Here is a 19,689-nt window from a genome sequence, read left to right as displayed (position 1 = left end):
CGAGATGTTCGACCAGTAATTGGGCGAGGTCGCATCCCGCGTGCCGACTGCCGTCTGCATGAAGGTCTGGATGCCGAACGTGCTGTGCCTGTTGGGCTTGAACCACGCGGCAGGCCCCACGATGGTGGGGCCAAGGCCGCCATAATTCGTGCCATCCGCCAGGCTGTAGCTTTCGGTCTGGATCAACTCGAAGGCGAAGCCCACGTGGGGGATGGCGTCAAAACTGCGGAAATGGACATATTTGGTCATGCCCGACCAGGTGTGGCTGCCGCCTTCTGGCTTGCGTTGGCCCAGGCTGTTGTAGGAATGGCCCGCCGCATTGCCATCGCCATACTGCACCAGCACGTTGAAGGGCTTGAAGTCGACGGGCAGGTCATATTCGTGGGGGCCGATGATCCCGAGGGTGACGTCTGCGCCGTGGGCCTTGGGCGTAAGGAACAGTATGGCCGAAGGAAGGGCAAGGGGCAGCATGGCATGGAGCCATGCCGATCTCTTCTGGGTCAGACGCATGGGAGGGGCTTCCCTGATGAAAAGCAGGCATCCGGCGCAAACCGGATACCTGCGCGGTTATTGTTTTTTATTGGGCTGCAGTGCCAGCCTGCGCACCATCGAGCGTATAGGCGATGATGTAATCGCCGCTCCGGGTGCCCAGGCCACCATGGCCGCCAGCCGCAATCAGGACATACTGTTTGCCGCCAACCTCATACGACATGGGGGTTGCCTGGCCGCCCGCGGGTAGGCGGTCGGTCCAGAGTACGTTGCCGGTCGCAAGGTCGAAGGCGCGCAGGTAATCATCCGCCGTGGCCCCCATGAAGACAACGCCACCCCTGGTCACAATATTGCCACCGACGTTATACATGCCGGTTGGCAGGGGGATGTTGTTGTGGGTGCGGAACGGACCCGTATCGCGCGTGGTGCCCACGGGGTGCTGCCACACGGATCTTCCTGGTCACGAGGTCGATCGCGCTGAGTGTGCCCCAGACCGGACCCTTGCACGGAATCTGCAGCGGGTTCAGCCACGGGTTGGTCAGCGCGATGTAAGGCGTGCCGTAATCAGGCGAGACGGACAGCGCGTCACCCTTGGCGGCAGGCTCCTCGCCCTTGCCATCCCACTTGGGCAGCGTGCCATTGCCTTCCAGTTTCTGGCGGTGGTCGAGCCTGATGCGGAAGGGCAGGTAGCTCGCATTGGCCAGCATGATCTTGCGCTGCGGGTCGATGGTAATGCCCTGCCAGTCAACCACGCCGTAGAAGGCGGGATAGACCACGGTGGTCTGGCCCACATGCGGCGGCGTGAACTGCCCCTCATAGGCGGACTGGCGGTACTCGATGCGGCACAGCATCTGGTCAAGCAGGGTGGCGCCCCACATGTCGCTTTCCTTCAGGTTCGGCGGCGTCAGGCTGGGCATGGCCGCCGGGAAGGGCTGCGTGGGGGAGGCATGGTCGTCAGGTGCGACACCTGCGGTCGGCACGGGGCGTTCTTCCACCGGGTAGCCGGGCACGGTCTCGCCGGTGCGGCGGTCAAGCACGAAGAACTCGCCGCGCTTGGTGCTCTGCACCAGGGCGGGAATGGTCTCGCCATTGGGGCCGGGCAGGTCAACCATTGACGGGCCGGAGGGGATGTCCATGTCCCACAGGTCGTGGTGCACGGTCTGGTAGGTCCAGCGGCGCTCGCCGGTTACGATGTCCAGCGCGATGGTGGCCGAGGAGGTCGCATCATCAAACGGGCGGCGCGTGCCACCCCAGTTATCCGGCGGAGAGTTGCCGGTGGGAATGTAGACCATGCCAAGGTTGAGGTCGGCGGTGTAAACGCCCCAGGCATTGGGAGTGTCGCGGGTCAGGACTTCATCGGGGTTGGGTTTCCAGGTTTCGGGGGTGTGGCCCGCATCCCATGCCCAGGCCAGCGCGCCCGTGGTCGCGTCAAAGCCGCGGATTGCGCCAGACGGCTCGAAATTGGCCTGGTTGTCAAACACCCAGCCACCCGTGATCAGGCGGTTCTTGGCCACCAGTGGCGGCGAGGTGACGAAGTGGAAGCCATGCGGCACGTGGCCGAGATACTCACGCAGGGAAATGAAGCCGTGATCGCCAAAATCATCGCACGGCTTGCCGGTTTCCGCATCAAGCGCCACCATGCGCACATCCGCCACGGGGGAATAGATGCGGGTGCGGCAGCTTGTCTGGATCTCGTCGGGGATGCGGTAATACGACACGCCACGACAGGCGAGATAGACGTTCTTGGCCAGGTCGGCAGTGTCGGGGTGGGGGTCGAACTTCCACTTCACCTTGCCGGTGGCAGCGTCCATCGCAATCACCCAGCTATGGGGCGTGCACATGTACAGCGTGTTGTCGATCTTGATGGGCGTGACTTCAAGGTTGAACTCATGGCCCTGGTCGGGACCGGCCACGGTGCCTTCGCCCGCCTGCTGCACGTCACCCGTGCGGGTCAGCCACGCGCGCCTGAGCTTGCCCACATTGGCGGGCGTGATCTGCCCCAGCGGGGAATAGCGGTCGCCGCCCGCGGTGCGGCCATAGGCCTGCCAGTCGCCATCGGGCATGTTCTCGGCCGCCGATTCCGGCTGGCCCTGTGCCGCCATGCGGTCAGCCGGGACCGTGCCATCAATGGAATAGGACGAAAAGCAGCTGATGAGCAGCACAAGGCACGATACGCCCACCGCGCCAAGCAGGGCCTTCTTGTCGGCCAGCCAGTTGTCGCTCACGCGCCACACCTGCGGCAGCAGCAGCCACACGCCAATGCCCACCAGCGTCATCAGCCGGACCTCGAGGCCCCAGATGTTGAAGCCGGTCTCGACCAGCGCCCAGATGGTGGCCACCACCAGCAGGGCGGCATACAGGCTGCTCGCAAGCCGGGGCTGCTTGAGCCCCAGCACGGCTGCGGCGAGCAGGACGCAGCCGGTCAGCGCATAGAACCATGAGCCGCCGAGCAGGAGCAGCTGGGCGCCGCCAAAGAATAGAAAAAGCCCGATCAGGGCCAGCAAGACGGAGGTTATGATGGATAATAACCTCTTGGTGGTTTCTCGCATGCCGCGTTTCTTTCCATAGTTTTCCAAAGCTGTGCTACGTGTGCAGGTATCGGGTTGCCTATTGCGCCCAGCCAGAACCTGCTGTTCAGCATGAGGGGGGCGCAAAATGCCATGCCCTACCGCGCGGGGTTCACGTAGCTGTGTCCGGGCATGGCGCAACTGTCTCATAATCGAGACGGGTTTCTTGCCGTATTGTCATGATAAAGCCCGAAAGCCGTGCGGGGCGCCTGCTTCGTATGGGCGCGCCGCGCATGGCGGGGCAGGGGATGACCGGGTTTTGCCGGGCGGCATAAGGGCCGCGGCGCATGGCCTGCGCGGCGCTTATCTGTTCAATGGACGTTATGCATGTTTTTCTATGAATGGGCAGTCTGTACTGCCTTGGCATGATAGACACTTCCACTACAGTGCGGGAAGTGCCAGAACGCCCACAAGTGAAGCGACATGATGTTGTGTCGTTATATTTCTGCAGGCAACCATGCTTTTCAAAACCCTCCCGGCTGAAGCCGTTATCGGTCTTTGCGCCCTGTTTGCATGTACTTTCACGGCCCTGACAACCGAGGTGGCGCCTGTCGGCATCCTGATCGACATGGCCCGCGGCTTTCACATCCCCGAAGGTGAGGCCGGGCTTGCCGTCAGCGCCTTTGCCCTGATGGTGGCGGTATGCGCCGTGCCGCTGACCATCATGACCGCGCATATCGACCGCAAGCGACTCGTACTGGTGTCGCTGCTGGGTTATGTGGTGTCGAACCTGGTGGTGGCGGCAGCGCCGAGCTTTGTCATCCTGTGCGCGGGCCGCCTGATTGGTGGCGTTGCGCATGCGCTGCTCATGTCCATTGCATCCGCCTATGCAGCACGGCTGGTTCCGGCCAAGATGACCGGGCGGGCCATTTCATTCGTTTATGGCGGCACGTCGCTTGGCGCGGTTCTGGGCGTGCCGGGGGCGGCGGCCCTCGGGCAACTGGCGGGCTGGCGGATGGCGATGTACGTCATGACGGGCCTGTCCGTTATCCTGACGCTGTGCATCGCCTTCTTCCTGCCGCCGGTCACAACGCCGGTGCAGGTCAGGAACGGGCTGCCCTCGGCAGGACCCAGCCGGGCCATGCGCATCTTCCTTGTCGTGATCGCGGTCAATGCCATCCTCTTCTTTGCCCATAACCTGCTTTATACCTATGTCACCCCATTGCTGCTCGATCATGGTCTGGCCACGGGCAGCCTGAGCATCGCCCTGCTGCTGACCGGCAGCGTGAGCATCGTGGGCCTGTGGGGGGCGGGGCAGTTTGTCGATACCCGGCCGGCAACGGGCCTGCTGGGCGGCGGTGGTGCCATGCTGATCGGCATGGGGCTGATGTACGGGCACATCCTGTCAGGCTGGGCGGCGGTGGCGCCGGTCGGGCTGTGGTGCATGGGGTATTCGGCGGTCATTCCCTGCGTCATGTCGGGTGCGATCCGCGCACGGGCCACGCGGCCTGACGTGGCAGGCGCCGGCATCAATGCGGCGAGCAATGTGGGCATTCTCATGGGGTCGGCCGTGGGCGGGCAGGTTCTGACCGCCGCGGGCTTTGGCGTGCTCACGCCCATGGCCATCATTACGGTGGTTGTGGGGCTTGCGGTGGCCATGTCGAACCCCCGCGCCTTTCCCCACCGTCTGGTTGATACGGATCATGAGGAATAAGGGCAGGCGTGATGACATGGCCCGTGCTGTACAGTTTCCGCCGCTGCCCGTATGCCATGCGGGCGCGGCTGGCGCTGCTGGCGAGTGAAACGCCCTGTGCGTTGCGCGAGGTCAGGCTGGCGGCCAAGCCTGCCGCCATGCTGCAGGCCTCGCCCAAGGGCACGGTGCCGGTGCTGGTCCTGCCTGATGGCCGGGTGATGGCCGAAAGCCTCGAGATCATGGACTGGGCGCTGGCCCGTCACGACCCGCTGCACTGGCACCCCGGCACGCGGCGCGACCTGATCGCGCGTAATGACGGGCCGTTCAAATATCATCTCGACCGTTACAAATACGCGACCCGCTACCAGTCGGATGCGCTGCACCACCGGGCGGAAGCCCTAAACATCCTGCACGGGCTTGAAGTGGCGCTGCATTCCACCCCGTTTTTGCATGGTGCGCAGGCTGGCATGACGGATGCCGCCATTGCGCCCTTCGTGCGCCAGTTCGCGGCGACTGACCCGGACTGGTTCGCGACCTGCGGCCTGCCGCGTGTGCAGGAGTGGCTGGAGGCTTTTCTGGCCCTGCCACTGTTCGCGCGGGTCATGGCACGGGTGGCCCCCTGGTGCGAAGGCGATGCGCCGGTTTTACTGGGGTAAGGAACGCCGCTTTTTTGTAAAAAAGCGGCACCCAAAAACTCTTATTCTTTTCAGGCCATGGTTTCGGCCTGTGGCATTGTCTGTGCGCGGAAGCGGGCTGTTTTGGGGTCGCACACATAGGCCCGCGCCAGCGGTGCGGGGTTGCGGGCGAGTTCATCGACCGAGCGGATGATGAAATCCGCCTTGGCATCATCCATCAGGGCGCAGAAGTTCAGCCGCGTCCAGCCCGGCTTGCGGATCTCCTCGCCGTTGAGAATGGCGTGGCGCAGGGTGTTGGACAGCAGCTCATCAATATCAAGCAGGCTGTGCGCATAAGGCCCCGCGCAGGCGCAGCCGCCACGGGCCTGAATGCCATATCCGTCGGACAGCATGCGCGTGAACAGCTGCTGGTGCACCATCTCGCCTGCCTCGGACCCATGCACGCGGAAGGAGAAGATGGGCAGCGCATGGCGTGCCTGCGCATTGCCCATGATCTCGATATGCGGGTTGCGCCGCCAGACCTGCGCGGCGCGGCGGCGCAGGGCATGGTGGCGGGCGTCGAGCCAGTCCTGCCCCATGGCGTCCTTGACCATGAAGGCCAGGGCCGCGCGGATATCACCAATGACATTGGGCGTGCCCGCTTCCTCGCGGCTTTCGAGGCTGGTTGCGTAATCATGCCCCCACGGCGAGACGAACCGCACCGTGCCCCCGCCGGTAAAGACCGGGCGCGTGCGCGACACGGCGGCATCGCGCACGATCATGATGCCCGATGCCGCAGGGCCGCCTACGAATTTATGCGCCGAGAGCACCACGGCATCCTTTTCATACGGCGTGCCCGCCCGCATGTTGATCGGCAGGTACGGGCCACCACCGGCGTAATCCCACACCGCCAGCGCACCGTGGCTTTTGAGCATTTTTGTCACGGCATCCACGTCGGTGATGATGCCAGTCACGTTCGAGGCGGCCGAGAAGGCCCCGATGCGCAGGCGCGCGGGGTCGGTAGCGGCAAGGGCGCTTTCAAGCTGCTCGAGGTCCGGCCCGCCTTCGGGGGCCTCGCCAATGGTGATGACCTCCGCCCCGCCCTCGCGCCAGGGCAGGATGTTGGAGTGATGTTCGTACGGCCCGATGAACAGAACGGGGCGCAGGCCTGCCTCCGCCGCCTCGGGCACGCCAAGCAGATGCACCAGCCGGTTGAGCCCCGCCGTGGCCCCCGCGCCGCAGAACACGGTGGAGAACCCTGCGCCTGCCCCGCATGCACGCGCAATCCGCGCCCGCGCGGCGTGGCGCATGCGGGTCATGTACCCACCACAGAACGAGGCCTCGGTATGGGAGTTGGCGTAATAGGGCAGCACGCGCGTGAGCACGAATTCCTCGATCTGCTTCAGTGCCCGGCCCGAGGCGACATAATCGGCATAAACCAGAGGCTTGACGCCAAACGGGCCGGGAACGGGCGCGCCTTCCCCGATCAGGCCCGCGCGCAGGCCCTCATGGCCGCCTGCAAGCAGGCTTTCTGCAAAATCCGAAAAAGACGTGTCATCCATCTGCATGGCCTGTTCCCTGAAAGCGCGTTGCAGGGCGATGTTAATCGGCTTATGGGCAATATTTTTCCCTATTTCATGCTATCCATGCGGCCATATGGTGTCATATGATCGGTTATGAGCGAAAAAATGGATCATTTCGATCGTGCTATCCTGCGTGCCCTGCAAAAGGATGCAGGCCTGTCGCAGCGTGAACTCGCCGAGCGGGTCGGCCTGTCACAGAATGCCTGCTGGCGGCGGCTCAATGCCCTGCGCGCCCGGGGGCTGACAGGCACGCGCACCCTGCGGCTGGACCCGGCAAAGCTCGGGCTGGGGCTTACGGTTTTTGTCATGGTCCGCACGCGCAGCCATTCGCGCGAGTGGCTGGAGCGGTTTCACAAGGCTGTCAATGACATCCCCAATGTGATCGATTTCTACCGCATCGCAGGCGATTACGATTACATGCTCAAGATCATCACGCAGGACATGGACTCGTTTGACAATATATACCGCACCCTGATCAACCGGGTCGATCTTGACACGGTCACATCCTATATCGCCATGGAGGCGATCGCCGCCAACCGTGACCTGCCGATCTGAAGCCGGGCATGGCGCGGGGCGGCGCATGTGTTTATGCACCGGGTGCGTCCCGATAACAGGACTCACCAATCCCGTCCTGTCACGCTAAGACCGCACATACTGGCCGGGGCACGGGCGGCTGCGGGTTTGTGGAGTTCATGATGCGTATTCTTGTTACTGGCACCGCCGGGTTCATCGGTTTTCATGTGGCCCGGCGCCTGCTGCGCGAAGGCCACGAGGTGACCGGCATTGATGGCATGACCCCCTATTACGATGTCACGCTCAAGCATGCGCGCCACGCCCTGTTGCGCAGGGAGGCGGGTTTCACCTGCCATGAATTCATGCTCGAGGATGCGCAGGCCCTGCACGATGTCTTTGAGCAGTGCAGGCCGGAGCGGGTCATTCACCTCGCGGCCCAGGCAGGGGTGCGCTACGGGATGGAAAATCCGGGCTCATATGTCAGCGCCAACATCGTGGGCACCTATAACGTGCTCGAGCAGGCCCGGCGCTGTGGCACGCCACACCTCATGATTGCCTCGACATCATCCGTCTATGGGGCCAACGCGGCCATTCCCTTCGCCGAGGACCAGCGCTGCGACCATCCGCTCAGCCTCTATGCCGCGACCAAGAAGGCAACCGAGGATCTGGCGCATTCCTATGCCCATCTGTGGAACCTGCCCATAACGGCCTTCCGCTTCTTTACGGTGTACGGGCCGTGGGGGCGGCCTGACATGGCGCTGTTCAAATTCACCGCCAGCACGCTCGCGGGCGGCGCGATCGATGTTTACAACAATGGCGACATGGAGCGGGACTTTACCTATATCGACGATATCGTCGAGGCGATCCACCGGCTGGCAGCCCGCCCCGCGCCCACACCGGGGGAAAGCGATTGCGGCGCCAGCCCCGTGGCCCCTTACCGGGTGGTCAATATCGGCAATGGCGAGCCGGTCAGCCTCATGGCGTTCATCAAGGCGATCGAGACGGCGCTGGGGCGCAGATGCGTGTGCCATTACCTGCCCATGCAGCCCGGTGACGTGCCGCGCACCTGGGCGGACTGCACGGCCCTGCAGGAACTGACCGGTTTTCGCCCCACGACCTCCGTGCAGGCCGGGGTGGACGCCTTTGTGGCGTGGTACCGTGAGTATTACGGCATGCCTGCCAGCGCCTGAGCGCTGGCAGGCATGATAAAGAGTAAAAGTTTTGGGTGCCCCCTTTTTCAAAAAGGCGGTGTTTCCTGAAGCTTTCCTGCCATGACTGCCATCGTTGAGGCAGCCTCAGAACCAGCTTCGCACGCCAAAGGTAAGGCGCAGCGCGCCGCTCTCGCCCTGCTGGTCATGCACGATGCGGCGCGCCTGTGTCAGGTACCCCGCATAGGACACGGCCACATAAGGCGCGAATTTGCGCCAGATCTCGTAGCGCAGGCGCAGCCCCGCATCGACATCCGAAAGCCCGGCCCCCACCTGCCGCGCGGGGTCGGACTTGGTATAGAGATTGAACTCCGCCTGTGGCTGCAAGATAAGCCGGTTGGTGAGCAGGAAATCGTATGACCCCTCGATGCGGGAGGCAAAGCGCCCCCGGTCGCTGACATAGGCGGTGGCCTGGAACTCGAACTGGTACAGCGCCAGCCCCTGCACGCCCAGCGCGCCCCATGTGCGGGTAGGGCCATCATCAATATCGGCGCGGACACCGGCCTGCACGTTCCAGTAGGGCGAGACCGCGCGGCTGTAAAGCAGTTCGTGGTCGCCATCATGCAGGCGGCCATGCTCCAGCGTGCCCTCCGACTTGAGCCACAGCCTGTTGTAATCGCCGCCGTACCAGGCTTCGCCATCCCAGCGGAAATCCGTGCCGCCGGGCGCGTAACGTCCTTCAAGTTCATCGAGAATGCCATGAAGGTAGCGCCCCTGGTCCATGACCGGCTTCATGCCGCCCACATAGGCCACGGGCGCGTTGGTGGGCGCATCGGCGGCGTGATAGGCGGCCCTTGGCGGGGGCTTGCGCAGGGTTGCTGTCGTGGTTTTCCGGGCCGTGGTTATGGCCTGGCTATGGGCCTGGCTCTGGGCCTGCGCGGGCAGGGCCGTGGCCAGTAGCAGCAGGGCTGCAGCAGGGAGCGCGCGCCTCATTCCACGATCACCGTGCGGAACATGCCCGTTTCCATATGCAGCATGAGGTGGCAGTGATAGGCCCACATCCCCGGCGCATCTGCCGTGACAAGGTAGCTCAGCTTCGAGCCGGGCTGCGAGATGAGGGTGTGCTTGTAGGGGCGGTAGGCGCCCTGACCGTTTTCAAGTTCGCTCCACATTCCGTGCAGGTGAATGGGGTGCTCCATCATCGTGTCGTTGATGAGGGTGAAGCGCACGCGTTCGTTGCGCCGGAGCCGGATCGGCCCTGATTCGGAAAACTTGCGCCCGTTGAATCCCCAGATATAGCGCTCCATGTTGCCCGTGAGGTGCATGATGATCTCGCGCGTGGGCGGCCTTGGGTCGCTGCCCGGCCGGGTGGCGCGCAACTGGCTGTAGTTCAGCACGCGGCGGCCATTATGCTCCAGCCCATCGCCGGGGCTGCCCAGGCGGTCGGTGGGCATGCGGGCGATGTTCTGGTTTTCTACATTCAGGGGTGGCGGCCCGGGGTCGTCCACTTCGATGATGGATGCCGTGTCGGTGGTAGGCTTGTGGTGCGTGGGTTTATCCATGTGGTGTTCAGGCATGGACATGCCGTGCCCGGATGGTTCCGGAGGCGATGGCTGCATGTCCGTCATGTCCATGCCCTCCATCATGCGGCCTTCGTGGTGCGGCATAAGGTGGCTGTGTCCGTGCGATGCCTGCATGCCGGGTGCATGGTCCGGCATGGCCATGCCTTTCATGCTGCTGCCGGGTTTCATGTCGCCCATGCCCATATCGACCATGCTGCGCACCGGGCGCGGGTCCATGGGTGGAATGGGGCCGCTCATGCCCGGTTGCGGGGCCAGCGTGCCGCGGGCGTAGCCGGTGCGGTCCTCGCTTTGGGCAAACAGGGTGTAGGCGCGCGCCTCCCTTGGCTGGACGATCACGTCATAGGTCTCGGCCACGCCAATGCGGAATTCATCCACCGGCACGGGTTCGACCGCGTTGCCATCGGCTGCCACCACCAGCATTTCCAGCCCCGGTATGCGGATATCGAAAAAGGTCATCGAGGCACCATTGATGAAGCGCAGCCGCACCCGCTCGCCGGGGGTGAAGAGGGCGTTCCAGTTCATGTCAGGCGCATGGCCGTTGAGCAGGTAGGTATAGATCACGCCCGTGACGTCGGCGATGTCGGTTGCGGCCATGCGCATGCGCGACCAGGCCAGCCGGTCCTTCAGGGCTGCAAGCGGGCTGCCCGCGGCCCTGGCCTCACGCGGGAAGGAGGCCAGCGTGCGCTGGCGGAAGACATAGTAGTCATCCTGCATCTTGAGGTTGCTCAGCATGTCCATGGGCGAGACATCACTCCATTCAGACAGCAGGATAACGTAGTCACGCGCGCAGGGCTGCGGGTCGGGCACGGGCGGGTCAATGACGATCGCGCCATACAGCCCCTGTGCCTCCTGCATGCCGGAATGGCTGTGGTACCAGTACGTGCCGCTCTGGGTTATGGGAAAGCGGTAGGTAAAGGTCTGGCCGGGGGCGATACCGGCAAAGCTCAGTCCCGGCACGCCATCCATGCTGGCGGGCAGGCGCAGGCCGTGCCAGTGGATGGAGGTGTCTTCATCGGCCAGCGTGTTGGTGACGTTGATGCTCACCGTATCCCCCTGCCGCCAGCGCAGGATGGGGCCGGGCACGTCCCCGCCGATGCAGGGCGCGTGCAGCATCTTGTGGTCGATTTCAATACGGGAGCGGCCCACGCGCAGGTTCCAGCGCGCGCGGGCCATGGGGGGAATCTGGCCTGCGGTGGGCGTGTGGGCCTGCAGCGGGCGGGGCAGGGCGGCCATGACCGCCCCTGCGCCCAGCCCCGTTACAAAACGGCGACGGCTCAGGCCGCCCCGGTTGCGAGACGGAATCAACATGAAAAAAAATCCGGTAAGGAAACAGGTCGGTCAGAACCCGCCCGGCGCAAGGCAGGGCAGGCGCGTGAGGCGCGGTGACGTGTTCAGATGTTCCGGATTTTGGGTGGTCGCAGGGGGGGCAGCCAGTCGCCGCCCGGCGCCGGAGCCTGCCGGGTGGCGATGAAAGCACGCGTTCCCTCGGCGGACAGGCCGCTCAGGCGCTCGGGCACTGGCGGCGCAGGCATGTCCGACAGGCCCGCATGCACATGGCAGCACGGGGTCTGGCCGGGAGGTGCTGGATTGTTGCGGGCATGATGCATGCGGGCCATGTGCAGGGCATGGGCGGGGGTCATGCAGTCAGGGGTCATGGCGCAGGCCGTGGCCAGTGTATGGGCATGGGCAGCAGGTGTGGGAACAGCGCCAACAAGCAGCCCCGCCTGCATCAGCAGCCAGACCAGCAGGCCAACCCATGTCCGGCCCCATGCCCTGAACATTCCGCACTCCCATCCGCCACGAAGCGTTGCAAACTATTGCTCATAATACCCATGGGGGGCATGAAGGAAAGCTTTTTATGCCCGCCTGCCCGAGGCTGTATCAAACTAAAGGAGGCACCCTATTTGGTGACAGGCCGCCTGCGCACCATTCGGGTCGCGATCAGCATCACCGCCAGCGTAGCCCCCCAGGCCACGAGCTGGATGCCCATGGGCCGGTCGGAATAGCCCACCAGCGCCTTGGCGGCCCGCCCCACCATGCTGCCATCAGACAGCAGCCACGACGTATCCCACACCTCATAGCCCAGGGCGGGCACGATATCATCGCCCGCCAGCAGGGCTGCGGCCTGGCTGGCCATGCCAGCGGCCAGCAGGGCAATGAGCAGGCCGGTCACGGCAAACAGCCGGTGCAGCGGAATGACGATCAGCCCGCGATATAGCAGCCACGATATGCCGCCGCCCGCCACAATGCCCAGCAGCCCGCCCACCAGCATGGGCACCGGGCCGGAATGGGTGGAGACCGCGATGCCGTACAGGAACAGCACCACCTCCACCCCCTCGCGCAGCACCGCCACGGCCACCACCACGGCCATGGCCGCAAGCGAGCGCTGGCCGGTTGCCACCTGCGTGCCCAGCGCCTTCATGTCGCCCGCCATCTCGCGCCCGTGCCGGGTCATCCAGATATTGTGCCAGCCCAGCATGAGCACCGCGATGCACAGGATGGTGGCCGAGAACACATCCTGCCCGTTGCCTGACAGCGCCGCCGAGAGGCTGCCCGCAAACACCGCCACCACCGCGGCCCCCGCCACGCCGGCTGCAATGCCGCCCGCCACCCAGCGCCCCCTTCCCGCTATGCCCTGCGTTGCCGCCAGCACGATGCCAATGATCAGGCCCGCTTCCATGACCTCACGGAAAACAATCAGCAGACTTCCCAGCATGCTCAGGGCTCCTGCGTTACGGTAACGGTGCCCGTTGCCTGGTCGGGGTGGTAGTCATCGAAGAATTTGTAGGTGCCGGGATGCAGCGGCCCGGCATGGACCGTAATGGTGGTGCCCGGCACCACGATCTTCTCGAATTTCAGGTCGTAGCTTTCGAATTCGTCCGTCGTGTCATCCTGGTTGTCCAGCATGATGAGAAAGCGCGTGCCAGCAGGCACCGTAAAATGGTCCGGGCTGAAATGATGGTCCTTGACCACCAGGTGCACGGGGTCCTGCGCCCATGCCGGTGGGGCGGACAGAAGGGCCGCAAGCCCGAGGCAGGACAGGATGGTCGCGTAACGCATGAACAGACTCCGCGTGGAATGACGGCAAAATATTGCGACTTATTATCACTGTCAATTTTAGTCTTTCCACCCGCGCCGTCCTGCCGATGCGGGGCAGGCATGCGCGGGCAGGGGCGCGATAAAGGTATGTTCTATTGACATCTTTTTGGCAGGCCATAAAAGGTTTCAATTAAATACACCTTAATGGAGGCCAGAATGGCGCCGCCGCTCGATGACATAACCCGCAGCATCATCAAGGCCTGCGTACCCGCACTTGAAGCCCATGGCCTGGCGATCACGACCGAAATGTATCGCCGCCTGCTGGCCAATCCGGCCATCCGCGACCTGTTCAACCTCTCGCATCAGGAAGATGGCGCGCAGCCCATGGCACTGGCCCTGGCGGTGCTGGCCTATGCCCGCAACATCGATAACCTTGGCGCCATAGCGGGGGCTGTCGAACGCATTGCTGAAAAGCATGTGGGCCTGAACATCGAGCCCGAACACTACCCGTATGTGGCCGAGGCCCTGCTTGGCGCGATTGCCCAGGTGCTGGGTGACGCGGCAACGCCTGAAATTCTGGATGCATGGGGCAAGGCCTACTGGTTCCTGGCCGATATCCTGATCGGGCGGGAAAAACAGATCTACGCGGCCCACGCGGCAGCGTCCGGCGGCTGGGTCGGGTGGCGGCCTTTCCGCGTGCAGGCCCGTAAGGCCGAGAGCGAGAGCGTGACCTCCTTTGAACTGGTGCCTGAGGATGGTGGCCCGGTGATGCAGCATGCGCCGGGGCAGTATCTCAGCTTCCGGCTTGATGTGCCGGGGCATGGCAGTGAACGGCGTAATTACAGCATCTCCTCAGCGCCTTCCGCGCAGGGCTACCGCATCAGCGTGCGCCGCATCGACGGTGGTGTGGTGTCGGACTGGCTGCATGACAGCGCGCGCGAAGGCACCGTGTTGCAGGTTTCCGCTCCTGCCGGTGCGTTCACGCTCACGCCCGCCACCGGCCCCATCGTGTTCCTGAGCGCAGGGGTGGGGCTGACCCCCTTCATGTCCATGCTGGCGCAACTGACGGGCAGCAACGCGCATTCCCCCATTCATTACATCCACACCACCCGCACCCCGCGCACGGAAGCCTTTGGCCAGGGCATTCGCGCCCTGGCACGGAGCGGGCAGGTGCAGGCGGATCTGTTCTACACCCGGCAGGCCCCGCAGGCTGATATGCCCGTGCCGGGGGTGGCCTGCCATGAAGGACGCATCACGCCCGCCTGGCTACAGGGCCGGGTGGACCCGAGGGCGACCTATTACATCTGCGGTCCTGATGGCTTCATGCGCGACATGGTCGGCGCGCTGAAGGATGCGGGCGTGCCGCCTGCGCAGATACGCTACGAATTCTTTGGCCCGGCAGCCGATCCGGCACTATGAGCACGGAGAGGTTATTTTTGGAGAAAGTCTTTATAAAATAAAGAAGTTTTTGGTGAAGCCTTTTTCAAAAAGCTTCAAAAAACGCCGCCTTTTTGAAAAAAGGCGGCACCCAAAAACTTTTTACTTTTCCTGTAGCGATCCGGCGTGCGGCGGCAGATCAGGCGGAACCAAACACACGGCCATGCCCTTAACCGCCTGTATCCGCAGCGCGCGTGCCGCAGGCGGGTCCATTGTTTTGCCCCGGAAGGTCCGCCGCCATGATTACCGTGCATCATCTCGACAATTCGCGTTCGCAGCGCATCCTGTGGCTGCTTGAGGAACTCGAACTGCCCTACGAGATCCGCTTTTACAAACGCGACCCCAAAACCATGCAGGCTCCGAAAAGCCTGCGCAGGATCCACCCGCTGGGCAAGGCCCCGATCATCACCGATACCGAGGGCGACGTAACGCTTGCGGAAAGCGGGGCCATTATCGAATACCTCGTCGAGCGCTACGGCAATGGCCGCCTGCAGCCCGAACGCGGCACGCCCGCGCATGTGCAGTTCCTGTACTGGCTGCATTATGCCGAAGGCTCGGCCATGCCGCCGCTGCTGCTCAAGCTGGTGTTCGGCCTGCTGCCCACGCGCGTGCCCTTCATCATCCGCCCCGTGGCCAGCCTGATCGCGGGCGGGGTGCAGTCACGCCTCATCAACCCGCAGCTTAAACTGCACATGGATTACTGGGAGCAGTCGCTAAGCCAGCGCGAATGGTTCACGGGCAAGGATTTCACCGCAGCCGATATCCAGATGAGCTTTCCGCTTGAAGCTGCTGCCGCCCGTGCGGGGGCGCTGCCGGGCAGGCCGCATGTTGGGGCCTTTTTGCGGCGCATCCATGCACGGCCTGCCTATCAGCGCGCGTTGCTCAGGGGCGGCGCCTATGCCTTTGCCTCGGCAGGGGAAGGGCCTGCCTGAGCGCATGGCTGTGGTTTACGCCTCACCTCGGTTCGTATTAAGTGCGCGGATTCCTTCCGCGCCCCCGAGGTTCCATGATTCGTCTCGACAGTATCAGCAAGCATAACGGCCAGCGCCTGGTCTTCATTGAAGCCTCGGCTGCCTTGCAGAAGGGCGAGAAGATCGGCCTCGTGGGGCCAAACGGGGCGGGCAAGACCACGCTGTTCCGCATGATCACCGGGCAGGATGAACCCGATGAAGGCCAGATCCTGACGGATCGCGGCATCACCATCGGCTTTTTCAGCCAGGATGTGGGCGAGATGACGGGCCGCAGCGCCGTGGCCGAGGTGATGGAAGGCGCGGGCGCGGTATCGGAGGTCGCCTCCGAACTGGCCACGCTGGAAACGGCACTGGCCGACCCCGAGCAGGCCGACCAGCTTGAAACCATCCTTGAGCGCTTTGGCGAGGTGCAGGCCCGTTTTGAGGAACTCGGCGGCTACGCGCTCGACAGCAAGGCGCGTGAGGTGCTGCATGGGCTGGGCTTCAGCCAGGAAATGATGGATGGCGATGTCAGCCGTCTTTCAGGCGGGTGGAAGATGCGCGTGGCCCTCGGCCGCATCCTGCTCATGCGCCCCGATGTGATGCTGCTTGATGAGCCAAGCAACCATCTCGACCTGGAAAGCCTGATCTGGCTGGAACAGTTTCTGGCCGGTTACGATGGCGCGCTGCTCATGACATCGCATGACCGGGCGTTCATGAACCGGGTCATCAACAAGGTGATCGAGATTGATGGCGGCAACCTGACCAGCTTTTCGGGCGATTACGAGTTCTATGAGCAGCAGCGCGCCCAGAACGAGAAGCAGCAGCAGGCCCAGTTCGAGCGCCAGCAGGCCGCACTCGCCAAGGAAATCAGCTTTATCGAACGCTTCAAGGCCCGTGCCTCGCACGCAGCCCAGGTGCAGAGCCGGGTCAAGAAGCTCGAAAAGATCGATCGCGTCGAGCCGCCCAAGCGCAGGCAGGCGCTGAGCTTCGAGTTTCCGCCCCCGCCGCGCTCGGGCGAGGACGTGGTCAAGCTGCGGGGCGTGGATAAAAGCTATGGCAGCCGCGTGATCTACCATAACCTCGACCTGCTGATCCGCAGGCGCGAGCGGTGCTGCGTGCTGGGCGTGAATGGCGCTGGCAAGTCCACGCTGCTCAAGCTGGTGACCGGCGCCACCCAGCCCGATGCGGGCACGGTTACGCTGGGCGGCAGCGTGAAGCTGGGCTATTTCGCCCAGCATGCCATGGACCTGCTCGATGGCAGCCGCACGGTGTTCGAAACGCTGGATGATGCCTTTCCGCTGGCCAGCCAGGGGTCGCTGCGGGCGCTGGCGGGCAGTTTCGGCTTTTCAGGCGATGAGGTGGAAAAAAGCTGCCGCGTGCTGTCTGGCGGCGAGAAGGCACGGCTGGTCATGGCGCTGATGCTGTATGACCCGCCAAACTTCCTGGTGCTTGATGAACCGACCAACCACCTCGACATCGCCACCAAGGAAATGCTGATCACATCGCTCGCGCAGTATGAAGGCACCATGCTGTTCGTATCACATGACCGGCACTTCCTTGCCGCCCTGTCCAACCGGGTGCTGGAAGTCACCCCCGGTGGCATTCACCAGTATGATGGCGGTTATACGGAATATGTTGCCCGCACCGGGCAGGAAGCGCCGGGCCTGCACGCCTGAACCGGCAGGGCTACCCTTGAAAATACCATATGGGGGTATAAAGTCAGGGCGGTGAGCATGAGGAGCGTCGCCGTGGTCGAGACTGTCAGTTTCCCCGTAGGGGGCATGAGCTGTGCGGCCTGCGCCACGCGGCTTGAAAAGGTGCTCAACCGGCAGGCGGGCGTGCAGGCCACGGTCAACTTTGCCACAAACCGGGTGCAGGCCGTGGTTGATGACCCCGCAATTGCGCTGCCCGCCATGGCCACCGCCATTGGCAAGGCGGGTTTTACGGTGGACCAGGGTAGCGTGGACCTGTCGGTTACCGGCATGAGCTGTGCCGCCTGTGCCGCGCGGGTCGAGAAAATCCTCAACCGCCTGCCGCTGACACAGGCCAGCGTGAATTTTGCCACCGGGCGCGCGCATGTCACGTACGTGCCCGGCGTAAGCGGGCCGGAAACCTTCATTGCCCGCATTGAAAAAGCCGGTTTTGGCGCGACCATGGTGGATGATGCGGCGCGGCGCCCGGACCCGCACGCCCTGCGCATGCAGGCATGGCGGCGGGAACGCAACCAGTTTGCCCTGACCCTTGTGCTGGCGCTGCCGTTTGGGGCGCAGATGCTGGGCATGCTGGCGGGCATGGCGTTCATGCTGCCCGGCTGGGTGCAGGCCGTACTCGCCACGGTGGTGCAGTTCTACTGCGCGCGCCAGCTTTATCCGCGCGCGTGGAAGGCCGTGCGCGGGGGCGCTGCCAACATGGATGTGCTGGTGGTGCTGGGCACGGGCATCGCCTATTTCTTCAGCATGGCCGTGCTGCTCCTGCGCCTGCCGCAGCCGCTGTATTTCGAGAGCAGCGTGGCCATCATCACGCTCATCTTATTGGGCCGCCTCATGGAAAGCCGCGCGCGTGACAGGACGGCGGCGGGGCTGGAAAGCCTGCTGAAGCTCCAGCCCGCGCAGGCCCATGTGGAACGCGACGGCGTGGTGCATGACTGCCCGGTGGAGCAGGTGCGCGTGGGCGATGTGTTTGTCGTGCGCCCCGGCGAGAGCCTGCCGGTGGATGGCACGGTGCTTGATGGCGCATCGGACGTGAATGAAGCCATGCTGACCGGCGAGAGCCTGCCTGTTGTCAAACGGGTGCATGACACGGTTTTCGCGGGCACGCTCAACACCACCGGCAGCCTGCGGGTGAAGGCCACCGGCGTGGGGGCGGATACCGCGCTGGCGCATATCGTGAAAATGGTGGAGCAGGCGCAGGGCAGCAAGGCGCATGTGCAGCGCCTGGCTGACCGAGTGGCAGGCGTGTTCGTGCCGGTGGTGCTGGTGCTGGCAGGCCTGACCTTTGGCGTATGGTGGGGGGTGAGCGGGCAGCTTCCGCCCAGCCTCATCGCCGCCGTGTCGGTGCTGGTCATTGCCTGCCCATGTTCGCTGGGACTGGCCACGCCTACCGCCATCATGGTGGGCACCGGGCTCGGGGCGCGCGCGGGCATCCTGTTCCGCAACGCCGATGCGCTGGAACAGGCCCAGAAGCTCGATACGATCATGCTCGACAAGACCGGCACCCTGACTGAAGGCACCCCCACGGTGCAGGACATGCAGCCTGCGTCCGGCGTGGACCCGGCCCGCCTGCTGGGTGTGGCCTGTACGCTGGAGCAGGAGTCCGAGCACCCGCTGGCCCGTGCCATCATGGCGCATGCGGCCAGCCTTGGCGTGCGGCCCGGCATGCTGGCCGGTTTCGAGGCCATGCCGGGCCTGGGGGTTGCGGGCATGGTGGACGGGATGCCTGCCTGCCTTGGCGCACCGCGCTTTCTGGCCGAACGCGGCACGGCGCTGGACCCGGACGGGACAGGCGCGCTGGCAGGCGCAGGGCGCACCGTGATCGGTGTTGCGCAGGCGGGGCATCTGCTGGGCTATATCACCCTGTCCGACACGTTGCGGCCCGATGCGGTGGCGAGTGTGTCAGCACTCCGGGCAGCGGGCATCCGGGTTGTCATGCTCACGGGTGACAGCCCGCAGGCCGCAGGCCCCATCGCGGCGGCCGTGGGGGTGGATGACTGCCGCGCCGGCGTGCTGCCCGCTGACAAGGCGCGGATTATCGAACAGTACCGCGCGCAGGGCCATGTGGTGGGCATGGTGGGCGATGGCATCAATGATGCTCCGGCCCTGGCAGTGGCCGATGTGGGGTTTGCCATCGGGGCGGGTACAGCCATCGCGCGCGAGACGGCGGATATCGTGCTGATGAAAAACGAACTGGCCAGCGTGAACGATGCCATCTCGCTCTCGCGCGCCACATTGGCCAAGATCAGGCAGAACCTGTTTTTTGCGTTCATCTATAATATTCTTGGCCTGCCGCTTGCCGCCTTCGGCCTGCTCAACCCCATCGTGGCGGCAGGCGCCATGGCCATGAGTTCGGTCTCGGTGGTCAGCAACGCGCTGCTGCTCAATCGCTGGAAGCCGCGCGCCCGATAGCGCAATGAC

At 64.2% G+C, this 19,689-nt stretch carries 14 protein-coding genes and 2 pseudogenes; 8 read left to right on the top strand and 8 right to left on the bottom strand.

Annotated features, from left to right (window positions below; genetic code table 11):
• A pseudogene (locus GXY01S_RS11105) lies at window positions 1-471 on the bottom strand (transporter); the annotation flags it as partial.
• 106 nt (window positions 472-577) lie between these two features.
• Window positions 578-3,038: pseudogene (locus GXY01S_RS11100) on the bottom strand (membrane-bound PQQ-dependent dehydrogenase, glucose/quinate/shikimate family).
• Between the two features lie 475 nt (window positions 3,039-3,513).
• Here GXY01S_RS11100 and GXY01S_RS11095 point away from each other — a divergent pair.
• Window positions 3,514-4,710 carry an MFS transporter gene (locus tag GXY01S_RS11095; RefSeq protein ID WP_061275080.1) on the top strand — a complete coding sequence of 399 codons (1,197 nt, stop codon included), beginning with the start codon at window positions 3,514-3,516 and terminating at the stop codon, window positions 4,708-4,710.
• An 11-nt stretch (window positions 4,711-4,721) separates the two neighbouring features.
• On the top strand, window positions 4,722-5,345 hold the full coding sequence (locus tag GXY01S_RS11090) for a glutathione S-transferase (protein ID WP_061275077.1): 624 nt from the start codon (window positions 4,722-4,724) through the stop codon (window positions 5,343-5,345).
• A gap of 50 nt (window positions 5,346-5,395) precedes the next feature.
• Here GXY01S_RS11090 and GXY01S_RS11085 read toward each other — a convergent pair whose 3' ends face one another.
• Complete coding sequence (locus GXY01S_RS11085) at window positions 5,396-6,871, bottom strand: aminotransferase class V-fold PLP-dependent enzyme (RefSeq protein ID WP_061275075.1); 1,476 nt, start codon at window positions 6,869-6,871, stop codon at window positions 5,396-5,398.
• 108 nt (window positions 6,872-6,979) lie between these two features.
• Between GXY01S_RS11085 and GXY01S_RS11080 the strand changes: the two genes are divergently transcribed.
• Together GXY01S_RS11080 and GXY01S_RS11075 are read left to right on the top strand one after the other, a co-directional pair.
• Window positions 6,980-7,441 carry an Lrp/AsnC family transcriptional regulator gene (locus GXY01S_RS11080; protein WP_061275072.1) on the top strand — a complete coding sequence of 154 codons (462 nt, stop codon included), beginning with the start codon at window positions 6,980-6,982 and terminating at the stop codon, window positions 7,439-7,441.
• A 140-nt stretch (window positions 7,442-7,581) separates the two neighbouring features.
• Window positions 7,582-8,589, top strand: coding sequence for an NAD-dependent epimerase/dehydratase family protein (locus GXY01S_RS11075; RefSeq protein WP_061275095.1), 1,008 nt, complete (start codon window positions 7,582-7,584; stop codon window positions 8,587-8,589).
• A gap of 105 nt (window positions 8,590-8,694) precedes the next feature.
• Here GXY01S_RS11075 and GXY01S_RS11070 read toward each other — a convergent pair whose 3' ends face one another.
• The 5 genes from GXY01S_RS11070 to GXY01S_RS11050 form a co-directional block, all read right to left on the bottom strand.
• On the bottom strand, window positions 8,695-9,540 hold the full coding sequence (locus tag GXY01S_RS11070) for a copper resistance protein B (RefSeq protein ID WP_061275070.1): 846 nt from the start codon (window positions 9,538-9,540) through the stop codon (window positions 8,695-8,697).
• Entirely contained in the window at window positions 9,537-11,438 is a 1,902-nt protein-coding gene (locus GXY01S_RS11065) for a copper resistance system multicopper oxidase (RefSeq protein ID WP_061275067.1), read from the bottom strand. The genes GXY01S_RS11070 and GXY01S_RS11065 overlap by 4 nt, the downstream gene beginning before the upstream one ends.
• An 83-nt stretch (window positions 11,439-11,521) precedes the next feature.
• The gene (locus GXY01S_RS11060) at window positions 11,522-11,911 is read right to left on the bottom strand and encodes a hypothetical protein (protein ID WP_061275064.1); all 390 of its coding nucleotides are present in this window, start codon (window positions 11,909-11,911) and stop codon (window positions 11,522-11,524) included.
• Between the two features lie 119 nt (window positions 11,912-12,030).
• The gene (locus GXY01S_RS11055; RefSeq protein WP_061275061.1) at window positions 12,031-12,846 is read right to left on the bottom strand and encodes an FTR1 family iron permease; all 816 of its coding nucleotides are present in this window, start codon (window positions 12,844-12,846) and stop codon (window positions 12,031-12,033) included.
• A gap of 2 nt (window positions 12,847-12,848) precedes the next feature.
• Complete coding sequence (locus tag GXY01S_RS11050; RefSeq protein WP_174520954.1) at window positions 12,849-13,190, bottom strand: cupredoxin domain-containing protein; 342 nt, start codon at window positions 13,188-13,190, stop codon at window positions 12,849-12,851.
• Window positions 13,191-13,385: 195 nt separating this feature from the next.
• On the opposite strand from GXY01S_RS11050, the gene hmpA reads away from it, so the two are divergent.
• The 4 genes from hmpA (at window position 13,386) to GXY01S_RS11030 (ending at window position 19,680) form a co-directional block, all read left to right on the top strand.
• Entirely contained in the window at window positions 13,386-14,588 is a 1,203-nt protein-coding gene (hmpA, locus tag GXY01S_RS11045) for an NO-inducible flavohemoprotein (protein WP_061275058.1), read from the top strand.
• Window positions 14,589-14,845: 257 nt separating this feature from the next.
• Window positions 14,846-15,538, top strand: a complete 693-nt coding sequence (locus GXY01S_RS11040; RefSeq protein ID WP_061275055.1) for a glutathione S-transferase — start codon at window positions 14,846-14,848, stop codon at window positions 15,536-15,538.
• Between the two features lie 74 nt (window positions 15,539-15,612).
• Window positions 15,613-17,235: an ABC-F family ATP-binding cassette domain-containing protein gene (locus tag GXY01S_RS11035; protein WP_061275051.1), complete on the top strand. Its 1,623-nt coding sequence runs from the start codon at window positions 15,613-15,615 to the stop codon at window positions 17,233-17,235.
• A gap of 57 nt (window positions 17,236-17,292) precedes the next feature.
• Complete coding sequence (locus GXY01S_RS11030) at window positions 17,293-19,680, top strand: heavy metal translocating P-type ATPase (RefSeq protein WP_242501354.1); 2,388 nt, start codon at window positions 17,293-17,295, stop codon at window positions 19,678-19,680.
• Window positions 19,681-19,689 lie beyond the last annotated feature (9 nt).

This window comes from Komagataeibacter xylinus NBRC 15237 (genome assembly GCF_001571345.1).
Classification (GTDB): Bacteria; Pseudomonadota; Alphaproteobacteria; order Acetobacterales; family Acetobacteraceae; genus Komagataeibacter; species Komagataeibacter xylinus.
This window is presented reverse-complemented; position numbering and strand designations above follow the sequence as displayed.